This window comes from Lysinibacillus sp. UBA6686 (assembly GCF_002455205.1).
GTDB lineage: Bacteria > Bacillota > Bacilli > Bacillales_A > Planococcaceae > Lysinibacillus > Lysinibacillus pakistanensis.
Genome location: NZ_DKJS01000023.1, coordinates 100309 through 120759 on the forward strand (window position 1 = coordinate 100309; position 20451 = coordinate 120759).

Below are 20451 nucleotides of genomic sequence, written 5' to 3' on the forward strand. Positions count from 1 at the left end.
GTGCGAAAACATCTATAGACACAAAAAAAGACTGCTCCATTAACAAGCAGTCTTTTCCTCATTTTTTGTGAAAAAGAATGGTTAATCCGCTACGTTTGTTATTATTTGATTTTGCTTAAAAATGGACAGACCTCTCCCGTTGTTCGCAAAATCGAAAGTAATAACACGTGCAAAATACATAGCTGTATCCACCTTTACACATGTTTTCGTAGCGTTTTGTTTCATTCCTTTTCACCTCCGTTTATAATAGTTAAATTAATAATACCATAATTCAAGATTTTAGAAAAGAAAAAATTTAAGTTGTCACTTTTTTGTAAATATACAAATGTTCTATCTAGCTATATACTAATTAAAAATAGGAATGTTTTCCTGAATTATTTCAATATTTAGTAATTTGACAGTAAGCTTTCTCAGCAGTAGCTTACTGTCTATTTTATGTGGCAAAATGTGGAGGGGCATTGATGAAAAAACGAAGTATACAAAACAAAATGAGTTTGTTGATTGTTGCGATTATAGCCTTTGTTCTAATTGTGATTGGTCTAGTGAATACAAGCGAAATGAAAACAGCTTTACAAGATGAATACAATATACGTCTGAATCAGATTTTAGATTTAAGTGTACATAATCTCCATCAAACCTTGCCTGGAGATTGGCAGCTAAAAAACGGAGAGCTTTATAAAGGGGATGCGAAGGTAGCGAACGAGACTGTCATCATCGATAAATTAGGAGAATTATCACAAGCGGCAATTACAATTTTCGCCAATGATACTCGTATTAATACAAATATTATGGTGGATGGGCAGCGAGCAATTGGAACAACTGCAGATCCAAAAGTAACAGAAGCTGTGCTATCACAGGGAAAAATATATACAGGCACAGCAGAGGTTGTGGGTGAACCCTATTTGACAAAGTATGAGCCGCTACGTAACGCGGATGGAGAAATAATAGGGATGATTTTTGCAGGCGTACCTTCCTCTGATATCAATGCAGTAGCCCAAAAAACGCTCTTTAAAATGGGTATTTTCGCAATTATTACAGCGATCATTGCCGTAATTGCAGGTATCTTATTTATACGGGGAATTGTTAAACCATTAAAGCACTTAAATGCTCAACTAGAAACCATCTCTGCTGGAAAGGGCGATTTAACACAGCAGCTTATTGTTAAGTCTAAGGATGAAATCGGTGAGCTGGCAAATTCCTTCAACGCAATGCTTGCAACATTACGTAAAATGATGCAACGAGTAGATGAAACAGCTAATCAGGTATCTGCATCATCTGCTGAGCTTTCTGCAACCGCTGGCTCTACGACAGACACGACGGAGAATTTAACAGCTAATATGCAGGAACTAGCAAGCGGTGCCAGTACGCAAAAGCATAGTGCCAATGAAAATGCGGAGGCCATGCAGGATATTGCTGGAGGTATTCAATTAGTCACGGAAACAAATAGTGAGGTTTCATCCTATGCTTCTGATGCCTTTGATACAGCTAAACATGGAGAACAGACAGCACAGGAGATGCAAATGCAAATGCAGGCTATGGCAGTAGCTGTGCAAGAGAGTGCCAACTCAATCGCTGCACTTGATACACACGCTAATAAGATTGACGAAATTGTAGAAGTGATTCATGCCATTGCAGATCAAACAAATTTACTGGCGTTAAATGCCTCAATTGAAGCGGCACGGGCTGGAGAACACGGTAAAGGCTTTGCGGTGGTAGCCGAAGAGGTTCGTAAATTAGCAGAGCAATCAAAAACATCTGCCGCAGAAATTACCAAGACGATTCATACGATGCAGCAGCTAGCGAAAGAAGCACGGGAGCATATGCAAGAGAGTGAACAAGAAGCTGCTTCAAGTGCCAAGGTTGTGCAGACAACAAGTGTTGCATTTGAAGAGATAACAGCTAAGGTCTCTCTCGTAACCAATAAAATTCAAGAGGTTTCAGGGATTGCTGAAGAGCTCTACGCGCGAATAGAGCAGGCCAATGCATCTACACATATTATGGCTGAAATTGCCGTTGAAGCACGGGAGCAGTCGAAGGTCGTAACACAAATTGCAGAAGCAAATCTTGAATCCATGGGGGATATTAATAAAGCAGCCTTACAGCTTACCAAAAATGCAGAGACACTGCAGGATTTAATTCATCAATTTAAATATTAAAGACGGTAAAGATTGTTCATTGGGTAAATGCCAATGGACAATCTTTTTTATACTTAGAGCTGATTTGTTGTGATAACGCTACTGACAAGAACATTCGCAGTCTAGTATGATTAACACGGTTCATTTACCTGTTGCCATCCTGCTCGTCTTGTTGCCTACTATACTCTCACCTTTTTCACAAACATTTTGACAAATGGAACAAGGAAGATCGATACGACCAATACACGGAAAAGCTGAAAGGCTGTGACAATCGTGACATTGGCATGAACAGAAGCAGCGATTATACCCATTTGATCAAGTCCACCTGGTACAATACTTAGAAAGCCTGTCCTAAATTCAAGATTGTACAAGCTCTGCATAACAAATGTTAAACCATAGGCACCCCCTAAAAAGATACCAGCTGATACAAATGCATAAAAAACATGCTTCTTGGATAAATGTAAATCCTCTTTTTTTAGTAAAAGCCCAATATAAATACCAAGCATTAGCTGAGCAATATGAAGTAAGGATATTGGCATTTGCGGGACCTCTACTCCTGCTATATTGATTCCCATTAATAAAAATACAGGACCGAGCATATAGCCTGTTGGGATTTTTATTTTTTGCGCAAGCCATCCCACAGCGCTACATAAAACAAGGACTCCTATAAGGCTCCATGTATATGCCCCATCTATAGTGTTACCACCTCCACTGGAACCTGCTACCATTAAAGGTACAAAGCCAACGATTAGCAGTACCCTCAGTATTTGAAAAAATGTTATGACGACCATATCCATATCCCCTTGCTCCTCAGCAAAGGCCACAACCTGTGACATTCCTCCAGGTACACAGCAAGTTAAGGCGGTCGCAAAATCTAAATCAGTACGCTTTGCCACAATATAACTTACAGCAAAGAACAGAGCAATAAATAGAAGATTAAGGACAATCATGCTCCCTAAAAATTGTTTAATATCCTGCACAGCTTCTGGTGTAAAAGCAAACCCAATGGAATATCCTGCTACGATTAAACCAAAATTTCGAAAATACGGATGCCATTTCAGTTGAACTTTTGTTGATAACTGAACAATCAGCACTGCCGCTATGGCACCTAGTAACCAGGGCATTGGAATATGAACAGCCTGAAAGATAAACGCACCTGCTAGCCCAATACATAGTGTAATAAACATGTGTCGATCAAAAACAAACATAATAGAAGCAACCCCTCATGACTGACTGAATAAGTCCATTATGCCGCTAACTTCCCTCTTTTTCTACTTCGCCGCTTTTTGCAAGATCTATATTGTGAATAATAAACCTGTCATCATTAAATTTTGACCTCTTATCGAAGAAATTGTCCCAGCCAATTTTTTCTATGCTACATTATTATTACCTGATTCAGTGTTATCCCGGTAATGGGGATAGGTAAAGGAGGCCTCTAATGAAGATTCATTTAACAATTAATAGCGCACTAGAAGAAAATGAGATTCATATACATGCGAAAGAATATAACGAACAAATTGAGCGACTGATGAAGCAGCTCCAAGCTTCACAAACAACGATGATAGATGGCTATATACAGCAGGAAATTCATATGCTAAAGATTTCTGATATTTTCTCGATTTATGCAGAGGATGCAAAGGTATTTTTGCAGACAGAAGAGCAGGAATTTGAATCAAAACGCAAATTATATGAACTAGAAGCGCAGTTTGCAAAAGATTTTGCACGAGTGAGTAAATCAACACTCGTCAACATTCATAAAATTGCCTCTATTCAAATGGGGAAACTGGGAGCGACTGAACTAATACTTGAAAATGATGTTACCGTGCATGTCAGCCGAAAATATTTAAAAGAGTTAAAACGTCATTTAGGTATCGGGAGGGATTCATAATATGAAAACATTGCGCATGATGATTATTGGTCTACTTATTTCGCTGAGTTCTTCCTATACATTAGTAACCATAAGTGTCTTATCTCAAAATACGATGATTTCGGGAACGGAACTACTTGAGCAAATTATCATTGCCGCCATTTTGGGTGTTGTAATAGGTCCATTGTCATTCATCTTTGATGTAGAGCGATTGCCATTTATTCTACAACTTATTTTGCATTTAGTGGCTGTTACATTATGTGTTATTACCGCTGGCTATTTCGGTCGATGGTTTGAACATTCTAGCATTATGTGTGTGCTTGTATCAGAAGCTATTATTTATTTCATCGTCTGGTGTATACTTTATGTTTTTCAATTAATTGATATTGCGGAAATCAATCATGCAATACAAAAAAGAAAGGAATAACCTATTATGAAATTTGCTATACAAGTTGACAACTTACGTAAGCAATATGGTGAGCATCAGGCTGTCAAAGGGATTTCATTTACTGTAGAAGAAGGGACCCTCTTCGCATTTTTGGGGGCAAATGGTGCAGGTAAATCAACAACCATTGAAATACTTTGTACCTTATTACAAAAATCAAGCGGTACTGTGAAAATTAACGGTCATACCCTTGATGCAAGCAATCACAATGCTGACATACGGAAATCCATTGGCGTGGTTTTTCAGCAAAGCCTACTTGATGAGCGATTAACCGTTCGTGAAAATATACTGCATCGCGGCAAAACATATGGCTTATCAAGAGCACAGCTGGCTGAAAACTATCAATTTGTTTCTACCTATTTACATTTAGAGGATATAGAAAAACGTAAATATGGAACATTATCCGGCGGTCAAAAAAGACGTGCTGATATAGCACGAGCGCTTATTCATCGACCGAAAATTTTATTTTTAGATGAGCCAACAACCGGATTAGATCCACAAACACGTCAATTTGTTTGGCAGGCAATTAAACAACTGCAACTTGAAACAAATATGACTGTATTTTTAACTACACATTACATGGAGGAAGCGGCTGTTGCACATCATGTCATTGTTTTAAAGCATGGAGAAATTGTTGCTGAAGGAACACCGGATGCTTTGAAAACTAAGTATGCCTATGATTCGATGGCACTTGTTTTTCATAATAGTGATGAAGGAAGTAAGTGGCTTAAGGACAATGCCATTTCTTACACAGAAAAGCTCGGTATTTACACTATTCGAGTTGACTCAACGCTTTATGCTTTGGACTTATTAAAAAAGGCAGAGCCGTTCATCGCCTCCTTTGAAGTAATAAAAGGGACAATGGATGATGTCTTTCTTCATATTATGGCGGAGGGAGGTGCTGCATAATGGAAGCATTTATTAGCCTAGTACAACGAAATAATAAGGTTTTCCGTAGAGATAAAACACAAGTTTTCTATTCACTGCTTTCTGTCATTATCGTAATTGTGCTATATGCTGTATTTCTACAAAAAATGCAGGTGGATGCTATTGAGCAAATGACAGAGGCTACACCTGAACTAATTACAATGGTGAATGAATGGCTTGTAGCGGGGCTATTATCCATGATCGCTGTAACTACAACACTCGCAGCCTACGGAATTGCCGTACAGGATTTGGAATCTAAAGCACAGGCAGATTTTTTAACCGCCCCTATTTCAAGAGCCACTATTCAATTTAGCTATGTGTTCAATGCCTTTATTATTGGCTGTATCTTTTCCTTTATTGCCCTCATTGGCTGTGAAATCTTTATTGTATCCACTGGCGGTGAGCTTCTCAGCATTGGAGATTTCGTTCATGTAGTAGGCCTATTATTTTTATCAGTATTACTTGCCAGTGTTTTTAATCTTTTTCTAGTATTATTTGCGACGACTCAAAACTCCTTTTCAACATTAAGTACCATTGTCGGAACTGCACTTGGCTTCTTATGTGGCGTCTATGTCCCTATTGGTGCATTACCAAGCTTTGCACAAAATTTGATTATGTATTTCCCTATCAGTCATACAACCTTACTATTACGCAATGCATTTATGGGAAGCTCCATCACTAAAGTTTTCGAGGGTATACCTGCTTCAAACGTGGAAGAATATAAAGAAATGTATGGTATTGTCTATAATCTACATGGAAATATTCTCAGTACCTCTACAAGTGTCATTATTATTCTAGCTACTATTCTTATACTAGCCATCCTATCTATTATCCTTTTCAAAAAGAAAAATAAATAGATTTTAACACATCGTTGATCAAGCGATGTGTTTTTCATTGATTTAAAACAAACAATTTGTTATTTTTAATATAGATAAGCAAACGAAATAAGATTTTGTTTATTTTTAGGAGGACTTTTTATGGATGTTAATGAACTGTTTTGGCAAGCATCGATTGAGGACATTAAAAAGGGTTACGTAGAGGAAACAGCACATTTTACTTGCTTGCTTTGTGGCGAACGAATTGAAAAAGGTATTATCTATCCCTATGAAGGCGTACTTTATGAGGCAGAAAAATTTATGCAGCATCATATTACTTCTGCACATCATTCCGTTTTTCATTATTTAAATGGATTAAATAAAAAAATGACAGGGCTAACAGACCATCAAAGTCATATCATGCGTTTATTCTATGAGGGACATACGGATCAAGAAATAAAAGAGAGGCTTGATATAGGTAGCGCAACAACGATTCGTCATCACCGTTTTACACTCAAGGAAAAAGAGAGACAAGCAAAAACATTTCTTGCCATGATGGAACTATTAAAAGAAAAGGATCAAAAGGAAGATCATTTTATTCCAATTCATAAAACAGCAACAATGGTGGATGATCGCTATAATATTACGCTATCTGAGGAACAAGAGTTACTCGAAAAGTATTTTCCAAAGGGAATTGGTAAAGAGCTTACCCGGTTTCCAAAACGGGAAAAGCATAAAATTATCATACTACGAGCAATCACAAAGCTTTTCGACAAGACCAAACAGTACACAGAAAAAGAATTAAATGAGGCAATCCAGCCAATGTATGAGGATTATGTACAAATCCGCCGTTATTTAATTGAATATGGTTTTATGGACCGTACAGATGATGGCAGTGCCTATTGGATAAAATAAAACTGAAGAAGCTGAATCAGAGGGGATTTAGTTATTATAAATGACTGCTTGTTAATGCAGGATAAAAATAAGAAAGAAGGGTTTTCAATGGACCATAAAAAAGAATTAAAGGAAATGTATAAAGAAATGAAAATTGAAGCGGGCGTTTTTACAATGACCAATAAACAAAATGGAAAGGTGTTTGTTGGTAGCTTCAATAATTTAAAGCGCCTAAACGGATTTCAATTTTCGCTTAAAACTAATTCATATACCAATAAAAAACTACAAGCAGATTTCAATACTTTCGGTCAAGATGCTTTTGACCTTGAAATCGTTGAATACTTAAAGAAAAAAGAAGAGGGCTATTTTGATGCCAAAAGAGAGCTAGAAAAACTAGAGCAAAAATGGCTCGATACACTACAGCCTTTTGGTGACCGTGGCTATAATGCATAAATTGATTTCTTCTTTACTGTGATTTGAAGAACGTTTTTCATTTGAACCCGAGCCGTTTCAATGGGCTTGGGTTTTTTTATCCGATTGTAGACTTTTTAAGCAAACCAGGGCATTACTTCGACTGCAATAAGCGATTTTTTTCTTGGACCTGAGCGTTGCTTCACCCTACCCGAGCGATTTCTCCTTGGACCTGAGCGTTGCTTCGACCTACCCGAGCGCTTTCCTCTTGGATCTGAGCGTTCCTTCACCCCACCCGAGCGATTTCTCCTTGGACCTGAGCGTTGCTTCGTCTCACCCGAGCCTTTTTCTCTTAAACCTAAGCGTTACTTCACCCTACCCGAGCGATCTCCCCTTGGACCTGAGCGTTGCTTCGTCTCACCCGAGCGCTTTTTTCTTAAACCTGAGCGTTACTTCGTCTCACCCGAGCCTTTTTCTCTTAAACCTAAGCGTTACTTCACCCTACCCGAGCGCTTTTCTCTTAAACCTGAGCGTTACTTCACCCTACCCGAGCGCTTTTCTCTTAAATCTGAGCGTTGCTTTGTCTTGCCCAAGCATTTCTCTCTCGGGCATGAGCATCTTTTTGGCTAAACAAAAACTACCCTTTTTCTCAATATATCTTAGAAAAAGGGTAGTTTTTTAACCTTCCATCTTACACTAAAATGTCACATTGTCTCTTCAAGTAAAAGGACTTCCTGCTGTGCTTTTTTTGTTAGCTTTCCGAAAACTAGGTCATAGGAATGTTCGATAAGCTTTTCTACCAAATCAAGGGGTACATCATCTGAATCCATGTAAATGGAGTTCCAATGAGTTTTATTCATATAATAGCCGGGTATGATACTTTCGTAAGCTTCCCTTAATTCTTCTGCACGCTGGGGCTCGCATTTCAAGGTAAGAACTGGCTTTCCGGTAGCATTCCCGCCTATCATTGCATACATTTTTTCACCAACTTGGTAGCGGTCAGCCTCCCACTCCAGTTTATAATCATGTGTTGTTCCTCGAAGCTTTAAACAATACGCATGTATTGACTCTTTGTCCATTTTGAATCTCTCCCTATCTATCCCATAATAAAAACACACGTTCGATTATATTTATTATAACCGATAACGTGTGTACAAGAAATATCCATTTTAATTTACTTTGAGCCCCTATCAAAAACACCAATTACCTCTGTTGTTTGTAAAATATTAACAAAGGCTTTTGCATCTGTTTCCTTAATCATATTTTTAACTTCGGCAAGCTGATAACGTGTAATTACCGTAATTAAAACCTTACGCCCTTCCCCAGAGTAAGCACCCTTCGCATCCATTACCGTTACACCTCGATGAAGCTTTGATAAAAGTTGCTGCTTTACTTCCTCACCCTCACCTGTAATAATCATCAACGTCAATTTTATATGGCTTGTATGAATGGTATCGACAATCTTGCCCGTTGCATAAATCGATACAAGTGTGAGTAAGGCGGCATCCCAGCTAAAAACGAAGCCTGAGATAGCTACTACTATTCCATTCATTCCAGAAATTAATGCACCTAATGGGAAATCGCGTTTTCGACTTAACAGCATGGCTATAATGTCAAAGCCACCAGAGGAGCCAGACGCGCGAAAAATCATACCCGTGCCGATTCCGACAATAACACCACCAAATAAGGAGGCAAGGATGGGTTCTTGTGTAGCCTTATAAATAGGAATAATATACAGGCTAATTGACAAGACAGCCACTGATAGTATCGTATATCCAATAAACCGCTTACCAAGCTTCATAACGCCTAAAATAAGAAGTGGTAAATTCAATAGTAAATTTAAAACCCCTGTATTTAAGGGTGTTACAATACCAAGCATAATAGCTATCCCACTTAATCCACCACTTAATATTTCATGGGGAATTAACAAAAAATTATAGGCAAAGGCCACTAAAATCGATGAAAGTGTAATGATGATAATATTACGCATAACGATTCCCCTATCATAAGAACAAACAAGTTTTCAATCCTTCTACTAGGATACCCAACTTTTACGTCCAAGAAACCTTGCCTATTTATTGCTTTTGTTGTTCTTTTTTCTGCTCCTCTTTAACAGGAGCCTCCTTTTTTTGCCCCTCTTTTTCCGCTACCCTATCAATTCGATCCAGCATCGGTGGGTGTGTATAGCGGAACCATTTTACAAGAAGCTGTGGATTTACCTCGCTTAAACCAGATATCGTTAGCTTTTGGAATGCAGTAACGGCAGACTCTCGATCACCCGTAAGTGAAATAGCGTATTGATCGGCTCTTGTTTCCTGATACCTTGACACATAATTTGTCAGAGGGTTAGAAGCAAACAGCAATATGGAGGTAATAAGTAAAAATAACGGATAAGAGGCTATATCACCCATTTTTTTTATTTTTAATACCTGTCCATATCTTCTAATCACCCATCGCATACATCTGGAGGTTAACCACAATCCTCCTAAAGTTAACACTAGGTACCCAGTAATACCAAAATAAATATGTTTTTCAACGTAATGTCCCATTTCATGTGCCATGATAAATAATATTTCATTGTCTGTGAGCCGATTTAAGGTTGTATCCCATAAGACAATCCTTGAATTACTTCCAATACCTGTGACATATGCATTTAAGGCATTTGTTTTCTCTGCCATATTCACTTCATAAACATGCTCTGCTGGAATATTAGCTTGGTCAGCGATAGAGAGAATTTTCGCTTCTAGTTCCTTATTTTTTAATGGATAAAAATCATTATATAAGGGATCAATGACAACTGGCTGGATAAACATCACAAATATTGTAAATGGAATCGTTAAAAGCCAAGTATACAGCCACCATCTTTTTTCACTCTTTTTAATAAGCCAATATATGACTGATACTACGATGAGGCTCGTGCCAAAATTAACCCAAAAATCAATAATGCCATCTCGCATCCATGACGAGAATGCTTGTGTGCTTATACCGTAGCTTTTGCTTATATAGTAACGATAATAGTCTAGAGGGAATAGCACAAGATACAGTAGCAATGATAATAAGAATAAATAACCTGCGTTCCGTAATAACTTCCACTTCGTTTGTGCTGTCGCCACTTTTTCGAAATAACGTGAAATACCTGTTAGCAAAATGAAAGCGTACACTAACCATTCCAATGGAGTTGCAACAAAGAAAAGGAAGTTTCTTATTTTTGAATATTCACCACTTAGAAAAAGCTCTTTTTCAGACATAAACATAACTGGATCTGCAACGGTTCCCTGGAATGCTCTTGGTACTGTACCACCACCGCTATGGAATATATACCAATACATACACAGCAAATAAACACCGAATAATAGTAGCGCGACAATTCCCATTTTTTTCGCTATGTCATTTCCTCCCTTGTGTTAAAGCTAAGAGTTCGTCCTATAGTAAGTGTAAGCGAAATTAAAAAAGTTAGAACAAATTTTTCAGTGTTTTTATTTGCCTTTTAGCCAATTACATACAAAATTCAAAGTAATTGCAAAAAAACAGCAACAAGCCTTGTACAAGTCAAGAGTACAAAGCCTGTTCACAGTCTTCAGATGAATTTTAGCAAATGTTTAACTGGAAATCGGAAGCATGGTATTACATACATGCCATTAATGTTCTTAATGTAGGACATCATGTTAGTGCCTTCTTATTTTTAAGTAATTGCAAAAATGTAGTTTCTCTGTTCGTAAATGAACTATGAAAATAAATGGTCGTTTGAGCATGTATTTTTTTAGAAAGCGTTAAAATATCATGATAATCAGGATGTGTTTTATAAAAAAATTCCTTGTATTCCGTTTTTGATAACATCATTTTATAGTTATCTTTTTGCCAATAGCCTGTAAAAATAACGATTGCTTTCGGTATTTTTTGTAGTAGCTCCAATAGCTTTGACGCATTACGATCAGGCACAAAATAAATATCCCCAAGATCAGCACTCTTTGTCGAACATTGTTGTTTAAAAGATGGCAAAATAGCTTTAGTAGGTAATAAATTTTCAGATGCCTTCTCATACTGTTCAAATAGCGATATTAAATCCTGATCGATATGCAGGGTTCGTTGTGTATGTTGATGTAGGTAGGCTGCAATGTCGACCGTTTTTCCTGAAAATGAAGATGGAAAAATAAATGGTTGTTCTGGATAAACGCTTATATATTCCATTATTTGCTGCAATGTTTGAAAATTATTGATTTGTTTTTCAACATGACCACTGTCGATAAATGCAATATCATAAATCGTCCCATCCGCTACTGGCAGCGTAGCCTTCAATAAATAGGAATCCATGACATAATCGCCAGAGTAAAAGAGCATCTTCCCCCAAAAACGAATCTGATACCAAACGCTTCCAATAAGATGACCACTATACCCCCACTGATAAGCCACATCCTTATTCACAAATATCCATTCTCCAATTGATTCTGGATGAAAAATACTAATATTTGAAAAGGTCATTTTTAGTTGCTGTGCCGTCATATTACTCATTATAATTGGCCCATTATATCCCCACTTTTCGAGTAACGGAATAGCACCTACATGATCAATATGGGAATGGGAAATAAATACTGCCTCAAGCTTTGCTACGTGGGCCTCTGTTAAGTTTGGCAAGGTCTTTTGAGGATTGTTCATCACGCCACAATCCAGTAAAATAGCCCGCCCCTCTTTTTCAATATAAAAACAATTACGGCCATATTCACCGACTCCACCTAAAATCTCGATATTAAGCATTCTCATGCCCTCCCCGCTTTTGCAGCCACTCGAGTAGAAACATGAAAATAACGGTCATGACCACAGTAATAACTGCAACAGCCATTCCCACCCCAACATTTCCTTGCTCGAACTGACTGTAAATAAATGTTGCCCCAGTCTCCACTGATGGAGGCAAAATTAATAATCCAGCTACAAGCTCACGCATGGAAATAATAAATGTCATCATCATACCAGCGAGAATTCCTTGCATTAATAAAGGAATTATAATCTGTCGATAAACATCCCATTTACTTCGTCCAAAAATAGCTGCTGATTGAAAGATTGACGAATCTATTTGGGATAATGAGGATTTTGTGTATTGCACAGAATACGGTAAGAAAAGAATACAATACGTGACAACAACCATTGTCTTTGTATTATATATAGTTGCCGGTAACCATGGCGCATTCCAAAACATGATTAAACCAACTACAAAGACAATTCCAGGTACAATAGTAGGCATTAAACTAAAGAAATCTAAGAGTTGCTGCTTTTTCGTTTCACCCTTTTTAATATATAGTGCGATACACAATCCAATAATAGCCGTCACAACAGCTGTTATAACAGAGAACATCACATTATTTAAAAATGCCGATAATCCTGCGCTTCCCCCTGTAAACACCTCTTGATAGGATACAAAGCTAAAATTTCCTGCTTGCAAACCATTTCCTCTTACTTTTTGCAAAGATGTTACGACAATGGAAAAGTAAGGAATACCGATTGACAATAAAAGAACAGCTCCCACAAATATCCATGAGCCTAATTTGATATACCATTTATCCCTAACCACACGCATTGCCGGTGTTTTACCAGATAGAACGCCATATGTATGTTTGCGTCCAATAAGATTTTGAATATACCAGATGACAAGACAAACCGATAGTAAAAATAAAGACAGGGATGTCGCCATGCTAATGTCTACTGGCCATCTTGATAAGTAAGTATGAATTTCTGTTGTAAATACTTGAAATCCAATTCGACTTCCAAAAGTGGCAGGTGTTCCAAATTCCGCAAGTGTTTTTATAAAAATAAGCAGACTTCCTAAGACATAGCTTGATACCACTAAAGGTAAAACGATTTTCGTCCAATTTCTCCAGGGGCTTCGTCCAAAAATGAGTGCTGCATCTAAAAAGGAGCCATTCATACGAAGGAGCGTATTTTTCAACATTAAATATAAAAAAGGAAAGAGATGTAAGCTCATAATCATCACCATACCGAATAAAGAAAAGAAGGTTTCCGTCAACCAGGCTGAGCTTGGAAATAGCTGTTGAAGAAAGCCATTATGCTGCATAAACAAAATCCATCCCATTGAACCAATATACGGAGGAGTCATAAATGGAATGGTTAAAATAATATCAAGCCAATCATAACGATATAAGCTTGTTTTCGTTCTAATAAGTGCCATCGGAAATGCAATAATGGTTGTTCCAACTATTACAAGTACCCCTAATAGTATGGAGTTCCCAAGCGTCCTCCACACTCTTTCAGCTTCCAGCATTCGATTAATTTGTGAGATGTCAAATTGCCCATCCTTCAAAAAGGTGTAACCTAAAATAGCTATTAATGGGGCAATAGCAAATGTGACAACTATTGTCAGTAAAAAACCAAAAGTTCGTCTGCCTTCCATTATCATTGATGTTTCCATCCTTCCATGCCAAAACTTGAAGGAGGTCGCAAAACCTCCTCCTATTTCTTAACGAAACATATCATTAAATTTCGTTAATATCTCAAGCTGGTCTGCTTCTGCACCTTTCCAGTTCACAGTTAACTGTGGAATCTCATCTAATGCAGCACGATTTTTTACAGATATTTCTTTGTTGCCAGGCAGTAAGTAAGCCTCTGTTACAAGCTTTTGTCCCTCATCCGATAGTAAAAAATCTACGTATTCTTTTGCAGCCTCAATATGCTTTGCATCCTTTAAAATCCCAACTGCTCTTGGGCTGACAACTGTTCCACTTTTCGGATACATAATTTCCACTGGCTCGCCGTCTGCTTTTGCCTTATAAGCCATATAATCTACGCCTGCAATCGTAGCATTTTTATCACCTGTTATGACGGCATCTAAAGCTTCCTTATTCGCACCATTCACTTGTAAGCCATTGTTCTTCCATAGCTCCATTGTTTTCCAAGCATTTTTTTCCACCAGCGCATAGCCATATAAAAAATCTACAGCAGAGCCTGACAAGCTTGGATCGGGTATATTGATTTTATTTTGCCATTGTTCCTTTGCTAAATCTGACCAATCTGTCGGTATTTCTTGCGTATTTTTTGTGTTATAAGCTATACCTAATGCAGAAGCACTGTATCCATAATAATAGCCCTCAGCATCTGACCAGTCAGAATTGATTTTTTCTGCCTGTTTAGCATCTTGATAGCTTTGTAGCTGTGACGTTTCCTTTAAGCCATCCATAGAAGCGACAGATGCCAGTACAACAACATCAGCTACAGGATTATTTTTTTCTGCCTCTAATCGTGACAAAATTTTACCTGTTGTCCCTTGAAACATCTCAACTTTTATACCTGTTTTTTCTTCAAATGCTTGTTGAATATTTGCTGCTAATCCATCTGGACCTGCTGAATATACTGTTAATATTTGCTCTTCTTTTGGCAGTGCACTTACTTTCTCTGTTTTCTCTACTTCTTTGTTACCACATCCAGCTAATGCCAATGTCAATAGAATACCAGCAGTCGTAAAAAGCTTTAAACCTCTTCTCTTCAATGTGAACCCTCCAATTGATATATTTGTTTTTTGTCAATAAACACTTCAAGTTTTATACCATGCTCTATGGGCTGTGCCTCATAAAAGCTCCATTGCTTACCTTCTACCTCTGCCTGCACTAAATAACGATCCCCAACAAAGGTGCTTTTTATGATTGTTGCAAGCTTTGCAATTGTTCCTGGGCGTTGTATTCTGGAAACCCCCTCAGGTCGCACAATATAATTACCTTTTTCAAACCAATTCACTTTACCAATAAAATCAGCCACATATGGAGTTGCTGGCGAATGATATATTTCCTGAGGTGTTCCTATTTGTGCGATTCTGCCTGCCTCCATCACAATAATTTGATCAGACATTGTCATCGCCTCTGTTTGGTCATGAGTGACAAAAATTGCCTGACAATCTAGTTCATCAATAATTTGCATAATTTCAGCCTGCATCTGTTCTCTAAGTACTGCATCAAGGGCTGATAAGGGCTCATCAAATAAAATAAGCTTGGGATTTGTCGCAAGCGCTCTCGCAAGTGCTACCCGTTGCTGCTGCCCTCCTGAAAGCTCCCCAGGTTTACGTTTCTCATACCCCTTCATTTTCACTAAGTTCATCACATACTGCACTCGTTCAGGAATACCTTCCTTTGGAACAATTCCCTTCAAGCCAAACGCAATATTTTGAAAAATTGTCATATGGGGCCAGAGTGCAAAATCTTGAAAAACCATTGCAATATTACGTTTATTTGGTTTGATATTTTGATGAAGCTTAGATGAATAAATCATCGTTTCATCAAATCGAATCTCTCCACTTGTTGGTTGTTCAAGTCCGGCTAATATTTTTAATAATGTAGTCTTCCCGCAGCCTGATTGACCTAGAATCGTAATAAATTTACTTTCTAATTCCAGGTTAATTGGCCATAGCACCTGAGCATGTCCAAATTTCTTCTCGATATTTGTTAGTGAGATTTTCATCATATCCTCCTCGCTAATACAACTATAAATCCTAGATATTTAGAAAATATTAATGTTCTATTAATAACTCGTTAAAAAAATTCTAATAAACTTAAGCAAATGCAAGATTTTTTCTAATTTACTTTAGGAGGATAAAATGAATAATGTAAAATTACAGGCATTTTGCCTACTCGTAGAATTAAAAAAATTAGCCCCTGTTGCCAAAGTGCTTGGCATTACTGCGCCAACAGTTTCCTTTCATATCCGCTCGATTGAGGAGGAATATGGGATTCATTTATTTCGCACAAATGCAGGGGGATATCGTTTAACAGAAGCCGGCGAAGGACTCTACCACTATGCCCGCCAAATTGTTCAGCTTCAAAAGGATATGAATCGCTTTGTCGATAATCTTTTGGCAGGTGATATCGGCTCCATTCGTCTTGGTGCTAGCGGATTACCTGCCCATATTTTTATGCCAGAACTTATTCATCAGATTTCGACAGCTTATCCAGAAATCCGAATATCACTTGAAGTAAAAACAGCCCCAGACATTGAAAAAATGGTAGCTCTTCAAGAGTTAGACTTTGGTTTGATAATGGAAACAAAGCAAGAAAACGCGGCACTTGTTTATGAAACAATTGGAGAAGATTCACTTGTTTTAGCATTAAGCCCTCGTCACGAACTTGCAGCAAAAAAGGACATCACCAAATCGGATGTCCTCAAAAATAAAGTATTGTTGCACACTTCCTCTAGTTCAACGAATCATTTTATCGAAAAATGGATGGACCCAATCCACCCATCCATTCATACAATCGAGTTGGATTCTGTTAGTACCATAAAGAAAATGCTTACTTTCGGAAAAACAATTGCATTTCTGTCAGTTGCACTCATTGAGGATGAATTAAGATCAGGTCTATTAATGAAGAGAGATTTAGAAGATGATACACTAAATCGGAAAATTCAACTAATTCATCCTAAATCTCGCTTAGATAGCAAAATAGATTCATTTGTCAAATCGTCCATTTACGATTTAGCCAAACAGTTAAAAATATAGCAAACTTTGACATAAACTCTACTTATATTTATGGGTGATATCAGTTATGAAGGAACAACTTTTGGTGATTCTAATTTCGACATTGTAGGGATTATTACCATTAATGTCTTAAATTTATTTGGTGCGGTTTAGACGGTTAAGCAAACAAGAAAATCCCGAATTCACTTAGAAGATGAAATTCGGGATTTCTAAAAATTACATCACAATCTCTTTCACACTATCCCAGTTTTAGCACTAGAAAAAGTTGCACATATTAGAATTTTTTCGCACCTCAGCATTTTAAAAAACTGTTCCATCCATGACAACACTTGAGGGAATAGCTATATGTTAACTTCTTCTGCTTCACCTAATCGCTCAACTAGCGTTTTTTTGAAAGAGGCTGATAATGGCAATCATAAAACTTAAACTGTAACTTAATTGTTTCAATAAAACGCTAAGGTCCATTTAATTCTGCCCTGTAATCGGCTCTGAAGAAACCTGAGTTATGGATTGTAAAGTTGTTCAACCTGGCCTAATGTTTATCGACTAGTAATGTGATCGTCAGGAGCTTTGCATTCTTCGCTAGCTACTTGCTATTCACACTATCCCAACCACTGATTCATGTTTTGCTTTTGCAATTTATCGCTACATAATAAAAGGCAAAGCATGTGTTATCGCTTTGCCCTTCATCTCTATTTAATAAATTAAGTATCTAAACCTAAGTGAGAGCGCAATGTATTTCCTTCATACTCAGCTCGGAATAACCCCTGCTCCACCAGCGCTGGTATAACATCGCTAAAGAATAAATCTAAGGATTTTGCAGGACCACCTGGCACAGCAATAAAACCATCTAATGCTCCTTTCTCATAAAATGTGACAATTTGCTCTACAATATCTTGAGGTGTACCAATTGCTACAAGATGTGCTGAACCAATTACCTCTGGACGTGCTAATAATTCGGCTACTGTCGGTTTATTTTCAATAATATAACGGCGTACAAGCTGAGCATGTGTTTTACTACGTACCATTTGATCCTCTGGCGGTAGCATCTCTGCTGTTACATAATCCTGTAACGTTAAATGACGAATATTCATACCAATAACAGATTCTAAAGCATTATGACGACGGTCAAGTGTTAAATGAGCGTGTGCTTGACGGTGCATTTCTAGTGCCTCTTCATATGTATCACCAATAAAGAAATAGAGCCCTGGCAATAATCGAATATCATCTGCCAAACGTCCTACCTCAACAGCACGCTTGCGTAAATCGTTACGCAGTTCAATACCCACTTCCATCACTGGCGTAGCAGCAAATATTGCATTTGATACTGTTGCAGCAAATTGACGTCCAGACTCAGATGCACCGGCTTGGAATAACGGAATATCTCCTGCTGGATGCATCGGTATATTTAATGGTCCTTTAATCTGGAAAAACGCTCCCTCATAATCAATTGGCTTTACAAGCTCCTTAATTTTCTCAAAATCACCATCAGCTTCTAATGCTTCATAAGGATTACTGTGCCACAGCTGTTCTACAACTTCCTTACATTCCGCTGCCTTTGCATATCGCTCCTCTGAGGAAGGCATCAAATCATTGCTGAAATTATACGCCCCATCAATGGATGTGACAAGATTCCACCCTACACGCCCCTCACTTATCCAATTCAAGGATTGTAATTGACGTGCAATCAAATAAGGTGGTATGAATGATGTTGATATGGTTGTTACTAAACCAATTTGTTTCGTTTCTCTTGCCACCATTGCCAATAAAAAGCTAGGATCTAACCCTACCGTCCCTTTCATTTTGGCAATTAACTCTGGATGGGCTATTAAGTAATCAGCCTTAAATATAAAATCTAATTTTGCCGCCTCTGCTCGCTTGGCAAATGCTATATGTTCATCAATTAAAGTACCTGTCTTACCTTGCTCACCATGTACAGCTAGGTGCATGCCAATTACAAGATGTCTTTTAGTCATCATTAACTCTCCTTTTTAATTGAAAATGATTATCATTACCATCTTATAGATTATTTTCATAGAATGCAATAAATATAAGCGGCATTAGCTGTAACTGTTCTACGTGTGAAAAGAAAAAAGCCCTGCTACACGAACGTAGCAAAGCTCTTGTAAACTATTATTATCCTAGCGTAAAGGGTGAAACCTATTGCCGTATTTACATATAATACACATCTACCACTAATTTCACTGGAATACCTACCGATAATTTTTGTTTAATCTTCTGTATCTATCGTTTGCAATGTTCCTTGTGAATAAGTAAACGATTTACCATTGATAGTAAACGGTTGACTTAAATCAAGCCCTATCCCCTCAGCGAATTTTGGGAAATGTTGCGCAAACATAGCATCATCATTCATACTATCCACAGATTTTTTTCCTTCTGCTAACCGAGAGAGGCTCATAAAGACAGCCACAAGTTCATTTGCCCCTTGATGCTCAGCTTGTGAATAAGACCGATGCCTTTTAAGTGAGGCTGCTTGTTCAGGTGTTAGCCCTGTCCCAGGCGCTGACTCTTTAAACATAGGACTAAAATTAGAATTAAAGCCACCACCAGTCAAGGCCGTGCCATTAAGAGGGTTGCCATTTACTGAACCTAAATGATAGTACACACCGTTAGTAATATTGATGGAATTTGTTTGTTTATCAACAAGCTGCGTAGGCGCCGCTTCTTGATAAATGGCATTACAAGATTGTATAAATTCTGCATATTTTTCACGCGATGCTTCAATTTTTTCTTGTTTAGAATCAGTTTCACCAACTTCAATCTTAAAAGTTTGTTTGCTTTGCTTTGTTTGAAATGTAGAAACTGTTCCTAAATTATTAATTGGATTAAAAGTAACTTTCATCAATTACTCCTCCATTAGTTCATATATAATTTCTTTGTTTTCAACAACATTATCTTTCACAATTAGACCAGCATTAACAGAATCACTTAACATTAGAGTACCAGATGTTGCACTTGTAGAATCTTCCCATAATAATGTTAAAACAGGTTGTATATAGCATGAGCTGTTGAATTTTGATGCTTTGAAACTAGCAAACCATTTTTGTTTAACAGGTTGACCAGCAAAATTATAATTGTAAAAACCTGAAACCATCTGATAACCAGACCCATTCTGCTTAAATAGAGCAACAGTCGTTGTATCATAAGTCATATACAGGATGATTGATTCTCCAATTACTTCAAATTAACTTCATTTCTATTTCGTACAAATCGAGGAATTACCATAAATTATCAATATTTTACAAATAAATATATTTATTACCATAATATGTATTGATTTGTTATATTATATATATTACTGCATATTTGTATTGTCGTCAACACACAAAATCCCATTATTTGTTAACACTTAAAATAGTTCAAAAAAAACAGTAATCAAATAATAAGCTTAAAAAAGGCATTTAACATCTCTAAAAATTCATTATTATTTTCACCATTTAAGAAAAATAATTGTTGAAGGTTATAAGTGA

21 protein-coding genes are annotated in these 20451 nt (G+C 37.4%); 8 read left to right on the plus strand and 13 right to left on the minus strand.

Features of this window, described 5'->3' with window-relative positions; all coding sequences use genetic code 11:
* Positions 1-81: 81 nt before the first annotated feature.
* The gene (locus tag B2R82_RS06305) at positions 82-225 is read right to left on the minus strand and encodes an RAxF-45 family protein (RefSeq protein ID WP_283871464.1); all 144 of its coding nucleotides are present in this window, start codon (positions 223-225) and stop codon (positions 82-84) included.
* Positions 226-461: 236 nt separating this feature from the next.
* Between B2R82_RS06305 and B2R82_RS06310 the strand changes: the two genes are divergently transcribed.
* The gene (locus B2R82_RS06310; RefSeq protein ID WP_286924042.1) at positions 462-2156 is read left to right on the plus strand and encodes a methyl-accepting chemotaxis protein; all 1695 of its coding nucleotides are present in this window, start codon (positions 462-464) and stop codon (positions 2154-2156) included.
* Between the two features lie 158 nt (positions 2157-2314).
* On the opposite strand, the gene B2R82_RS06315 is transcribed toward B2R82_RS06310, so the two are convergent.
* On the minus strand, positions 2315-3343 hold the full coding sequence (locus B2R82_RS06315; RefSeq protein WP_286924043.1) for an AbrB family transcriptional regulator: 1029 nt from the start codon (positions 3341-3343) through the stop codon (positions 2315-2317).
* A gap of 230 nt (positions 3344-3573) precedes the next feature.
* Here B2R82_RS06315 and B2R82_RS06320 point away from each other — a divergent pair, with 230 nt between their 5' ends.
* The 6 genes from B2R82_RS06320 (at position 3574) to B2R82_RS06345 (ending at position 7536) form a co-directional block, all read left to right on the plus strand.
* Positions 3574-4023 (plus strand): LytTR family DNA-binding domain-containing protein, encoded by a 450-nt coding sequence (locus B2R82_RS06320; protein WP_286924044.1) that lies wholly within the window; start codon positions 3574-3576, stop codon positions 4021-4023.
* A gap of 1 nt (position 4024) precedes the next feature.
* The gene (locus tag B2R82_RS06325; RefSeq protein WP_286924045.1) at positions 4025-4429 is read left to right on the plus strand and encodes a DUF3021 domain-containing protein; all 405 of its coding nucleotides are present in this window, start codon (positions 4025-4027) and stop codon (positions 4427-4429) included.
* Between the two features lie 6 nt (positions 4430-4435).
* The gene (locus B2R82_RS06330) at positions 4436-5356 is read left to right on the plus strand and encodes an ABC transporter ATP-binding protein (RefSeq protein ID WP_286924046.1); all 921 of its coding nucleotides are present in this window, start codon (positions 4436-4438) and stop codon (positions 5354-5356) included.
* Positions 5356-6231 (plus strand): ABC transporter permease, encoded by an 876-nt coding sequence (locus tag B2R82_RS06335; protein WP_286924047.1) that lies wholly within the window; start codon positions 5356-5358, stop codon positions 6229-6231. Before B2R82_RS06330 ends, B2R82_RS06335 begins: the two co-directional genes overlap by 1 nt.
* Before the next feature lie 120 nt (positions 6232-6351).
* Positions 6352-7104: a DUF2087 domain-containing protein gene (locus B2R82_RS06340; protein WP_286924048.1), complete on the plus strand. Its 753-nt coding sequence runs from the start codon at positions 6352-6354 to the stop codon at positions 7102-7104.
* Between the two features lie 87 nt (positions 7105-7191).
* Positions 7192-7536, plus strand: coding sequence for a GIY-YIG nuclease family protein (locus B2R82_RS06345; RefSeq protein WP_283871456.1), 345 nt, complete (start codon positions 7192-7194; stop codon positions 7534-7536).
* A 95-nt stretch (positions 7537-7631) separates the two neighbouring features.
* On the opposite strand, the gene B2R82_RS06350 is transcribed toward B2R82_RS06345, so the two are convergent.
* From B2R82_RS06350 to B2R82_RS06385, 8 genes are all read right to left on the minus strand, one after another.
* On the minus strand, positions 7632-7784 hold the full coding sequence (locus B2R82_RS06350; RefSeq protein WP_286924049.1) for a hypothetical protein: 153 nt from the start codon (positions 7782-7784) through the stop codon (positions 7632-7634).
* A 414-nt stretch (positions 7785-8198) separates the two neighbouring features.
* Entirely contained in the window at positions 8199-8573 is a 375-nt protein-coding gene (locus tag B2R82_RS06355) for an MmcQ/YjbR family DNA-binding protein (RefSeq protein WP_286924050.1), read from the minus strand.
* Positions 8574-8668: 95 nt separating this feature from the next.
* Positions 8669-9484, minus strand: coding sequence for a YitT family protein (locus B2R82_RS06360; protein WP_286924051.1), 816 nt, complete (start codon positions 9482-9484; stop codon positions 8669-8671).
* An 85-nt stretch (positions 9485-9569) separates the two neighbouring features.
* On the minus strand, positions 9570-10880 hold the full coding sequence (locus B2R82_RS06365) for a M48 family metallopeptidase (RefSeq protein WP_286924085.1): 1311 nt from the start codon (positions 10878-10880) through the stop codon (positions 9570-9572).
* Positions 10881-11154: 274 nt separating this feature from the next.
* Positions 11155-12246 carry an MBL fold metallo-hydrolase gene (locus B2R82_RS06370; protein ID WP_286924052.1) on the minus strand — a complete coding sequence of 364 codons (1092 nt, stop codon included), beginning with the start codon at positions 12244-12246 and terminating at the stop codon, positions 11155-11157.
* Entirely contained in the window at positions 12239-13900 is a 1662-nt protein-coding gene (locus B2R82_RS06375; RefSeq protein WP_376781223.1) for an ABC transporter permease, read from the minus strand. The genes B2R82_RS06370 and B2R82_RS06375 overlap by 8 nt, the downstream gene beginning before the upstream one ends.
* 60 nt (positions 13901-13960) lie before the next feature.
* On the minus strand, positions 13961-14986 hold the full coding sequence (locus B2R82_RS06380) for an ABC transporter substrate-binding protein (RefSeq protein ID WP_376781220.1): 1026 nt from the start codon (positions 14984-14986) through the stop codon (positions 13961-13963).
* A complete protein-coding gene (locus tag B2R82_RS06385) occupies positions 14983-15948 on the minus strand; it encodes an ABC transporter ATP-binding protein (protein WP_286924054.1) in 966 nt (321 codons plus the stop codon). Before B2R82_RS06385 ends, B2R82_RS06380 begins: the two co-directional genes overlap by 4 nt.
* Before the next feature lie 136 nt (positions 15949-16084).
* On the opposite strand from B2R82_RS06385, the gene B2R82_RS06390 reads away from it, so the two are divergent.
* Positions 16085-16981, plus strand: coding sequence for a LysR family transcriptional regulator (locus tag B2R82_RS06390; RefSeq protein WP_286924055.1), 897 nt, complete (start codon positions 16085-16087; stop codon positions 16979-16981).
* A gap of 683 nt (positions 16982-17664) precedes the next feature.
* Here B2R82_RS06390 and B2R82_RS06395 read toward each other — a convergent pair.
* From B2R82_RS06395 to B2R82_RS06405, 3 genes are all read right to left on the minus strand, one after another.
* Positions 17665-18939: an NtaA/DmoA family FMN-dependent monooxygenase gene (locus tag B2R82_RS06395; RefSeq protein ID WP_286924056.1), complete on the minus strand. Its 1275-nt coding sequence runs from the start codon at positions 18937-18939 to the stop codon at positions 17665-17667.
* Positions 18940-19190: 251 nt separating this feature from the next.
* Entirely contained in the window at positions 19191-19823 is a 633-nt protein-coding gene (locus tag B2R82_RS06400; protein WP_286924057.1) for a hypothetical protein, read from the minus strand.
* A 3-nt stretch (positions 19824-19826) separates the two neighbouring features.
* Positions 19827-20132: a hypothetical protein gene (locus B2R82_RS06405; protein ID WP_286924058.1), complete on the minus strand. Its 306-nt coding sequence runs from the start codon at positions 20130-20132 to the stop codon at positions 19827-19829.
* Between the last annotated feature and the right edge of the window lie 319 nt (positions 20133-20451).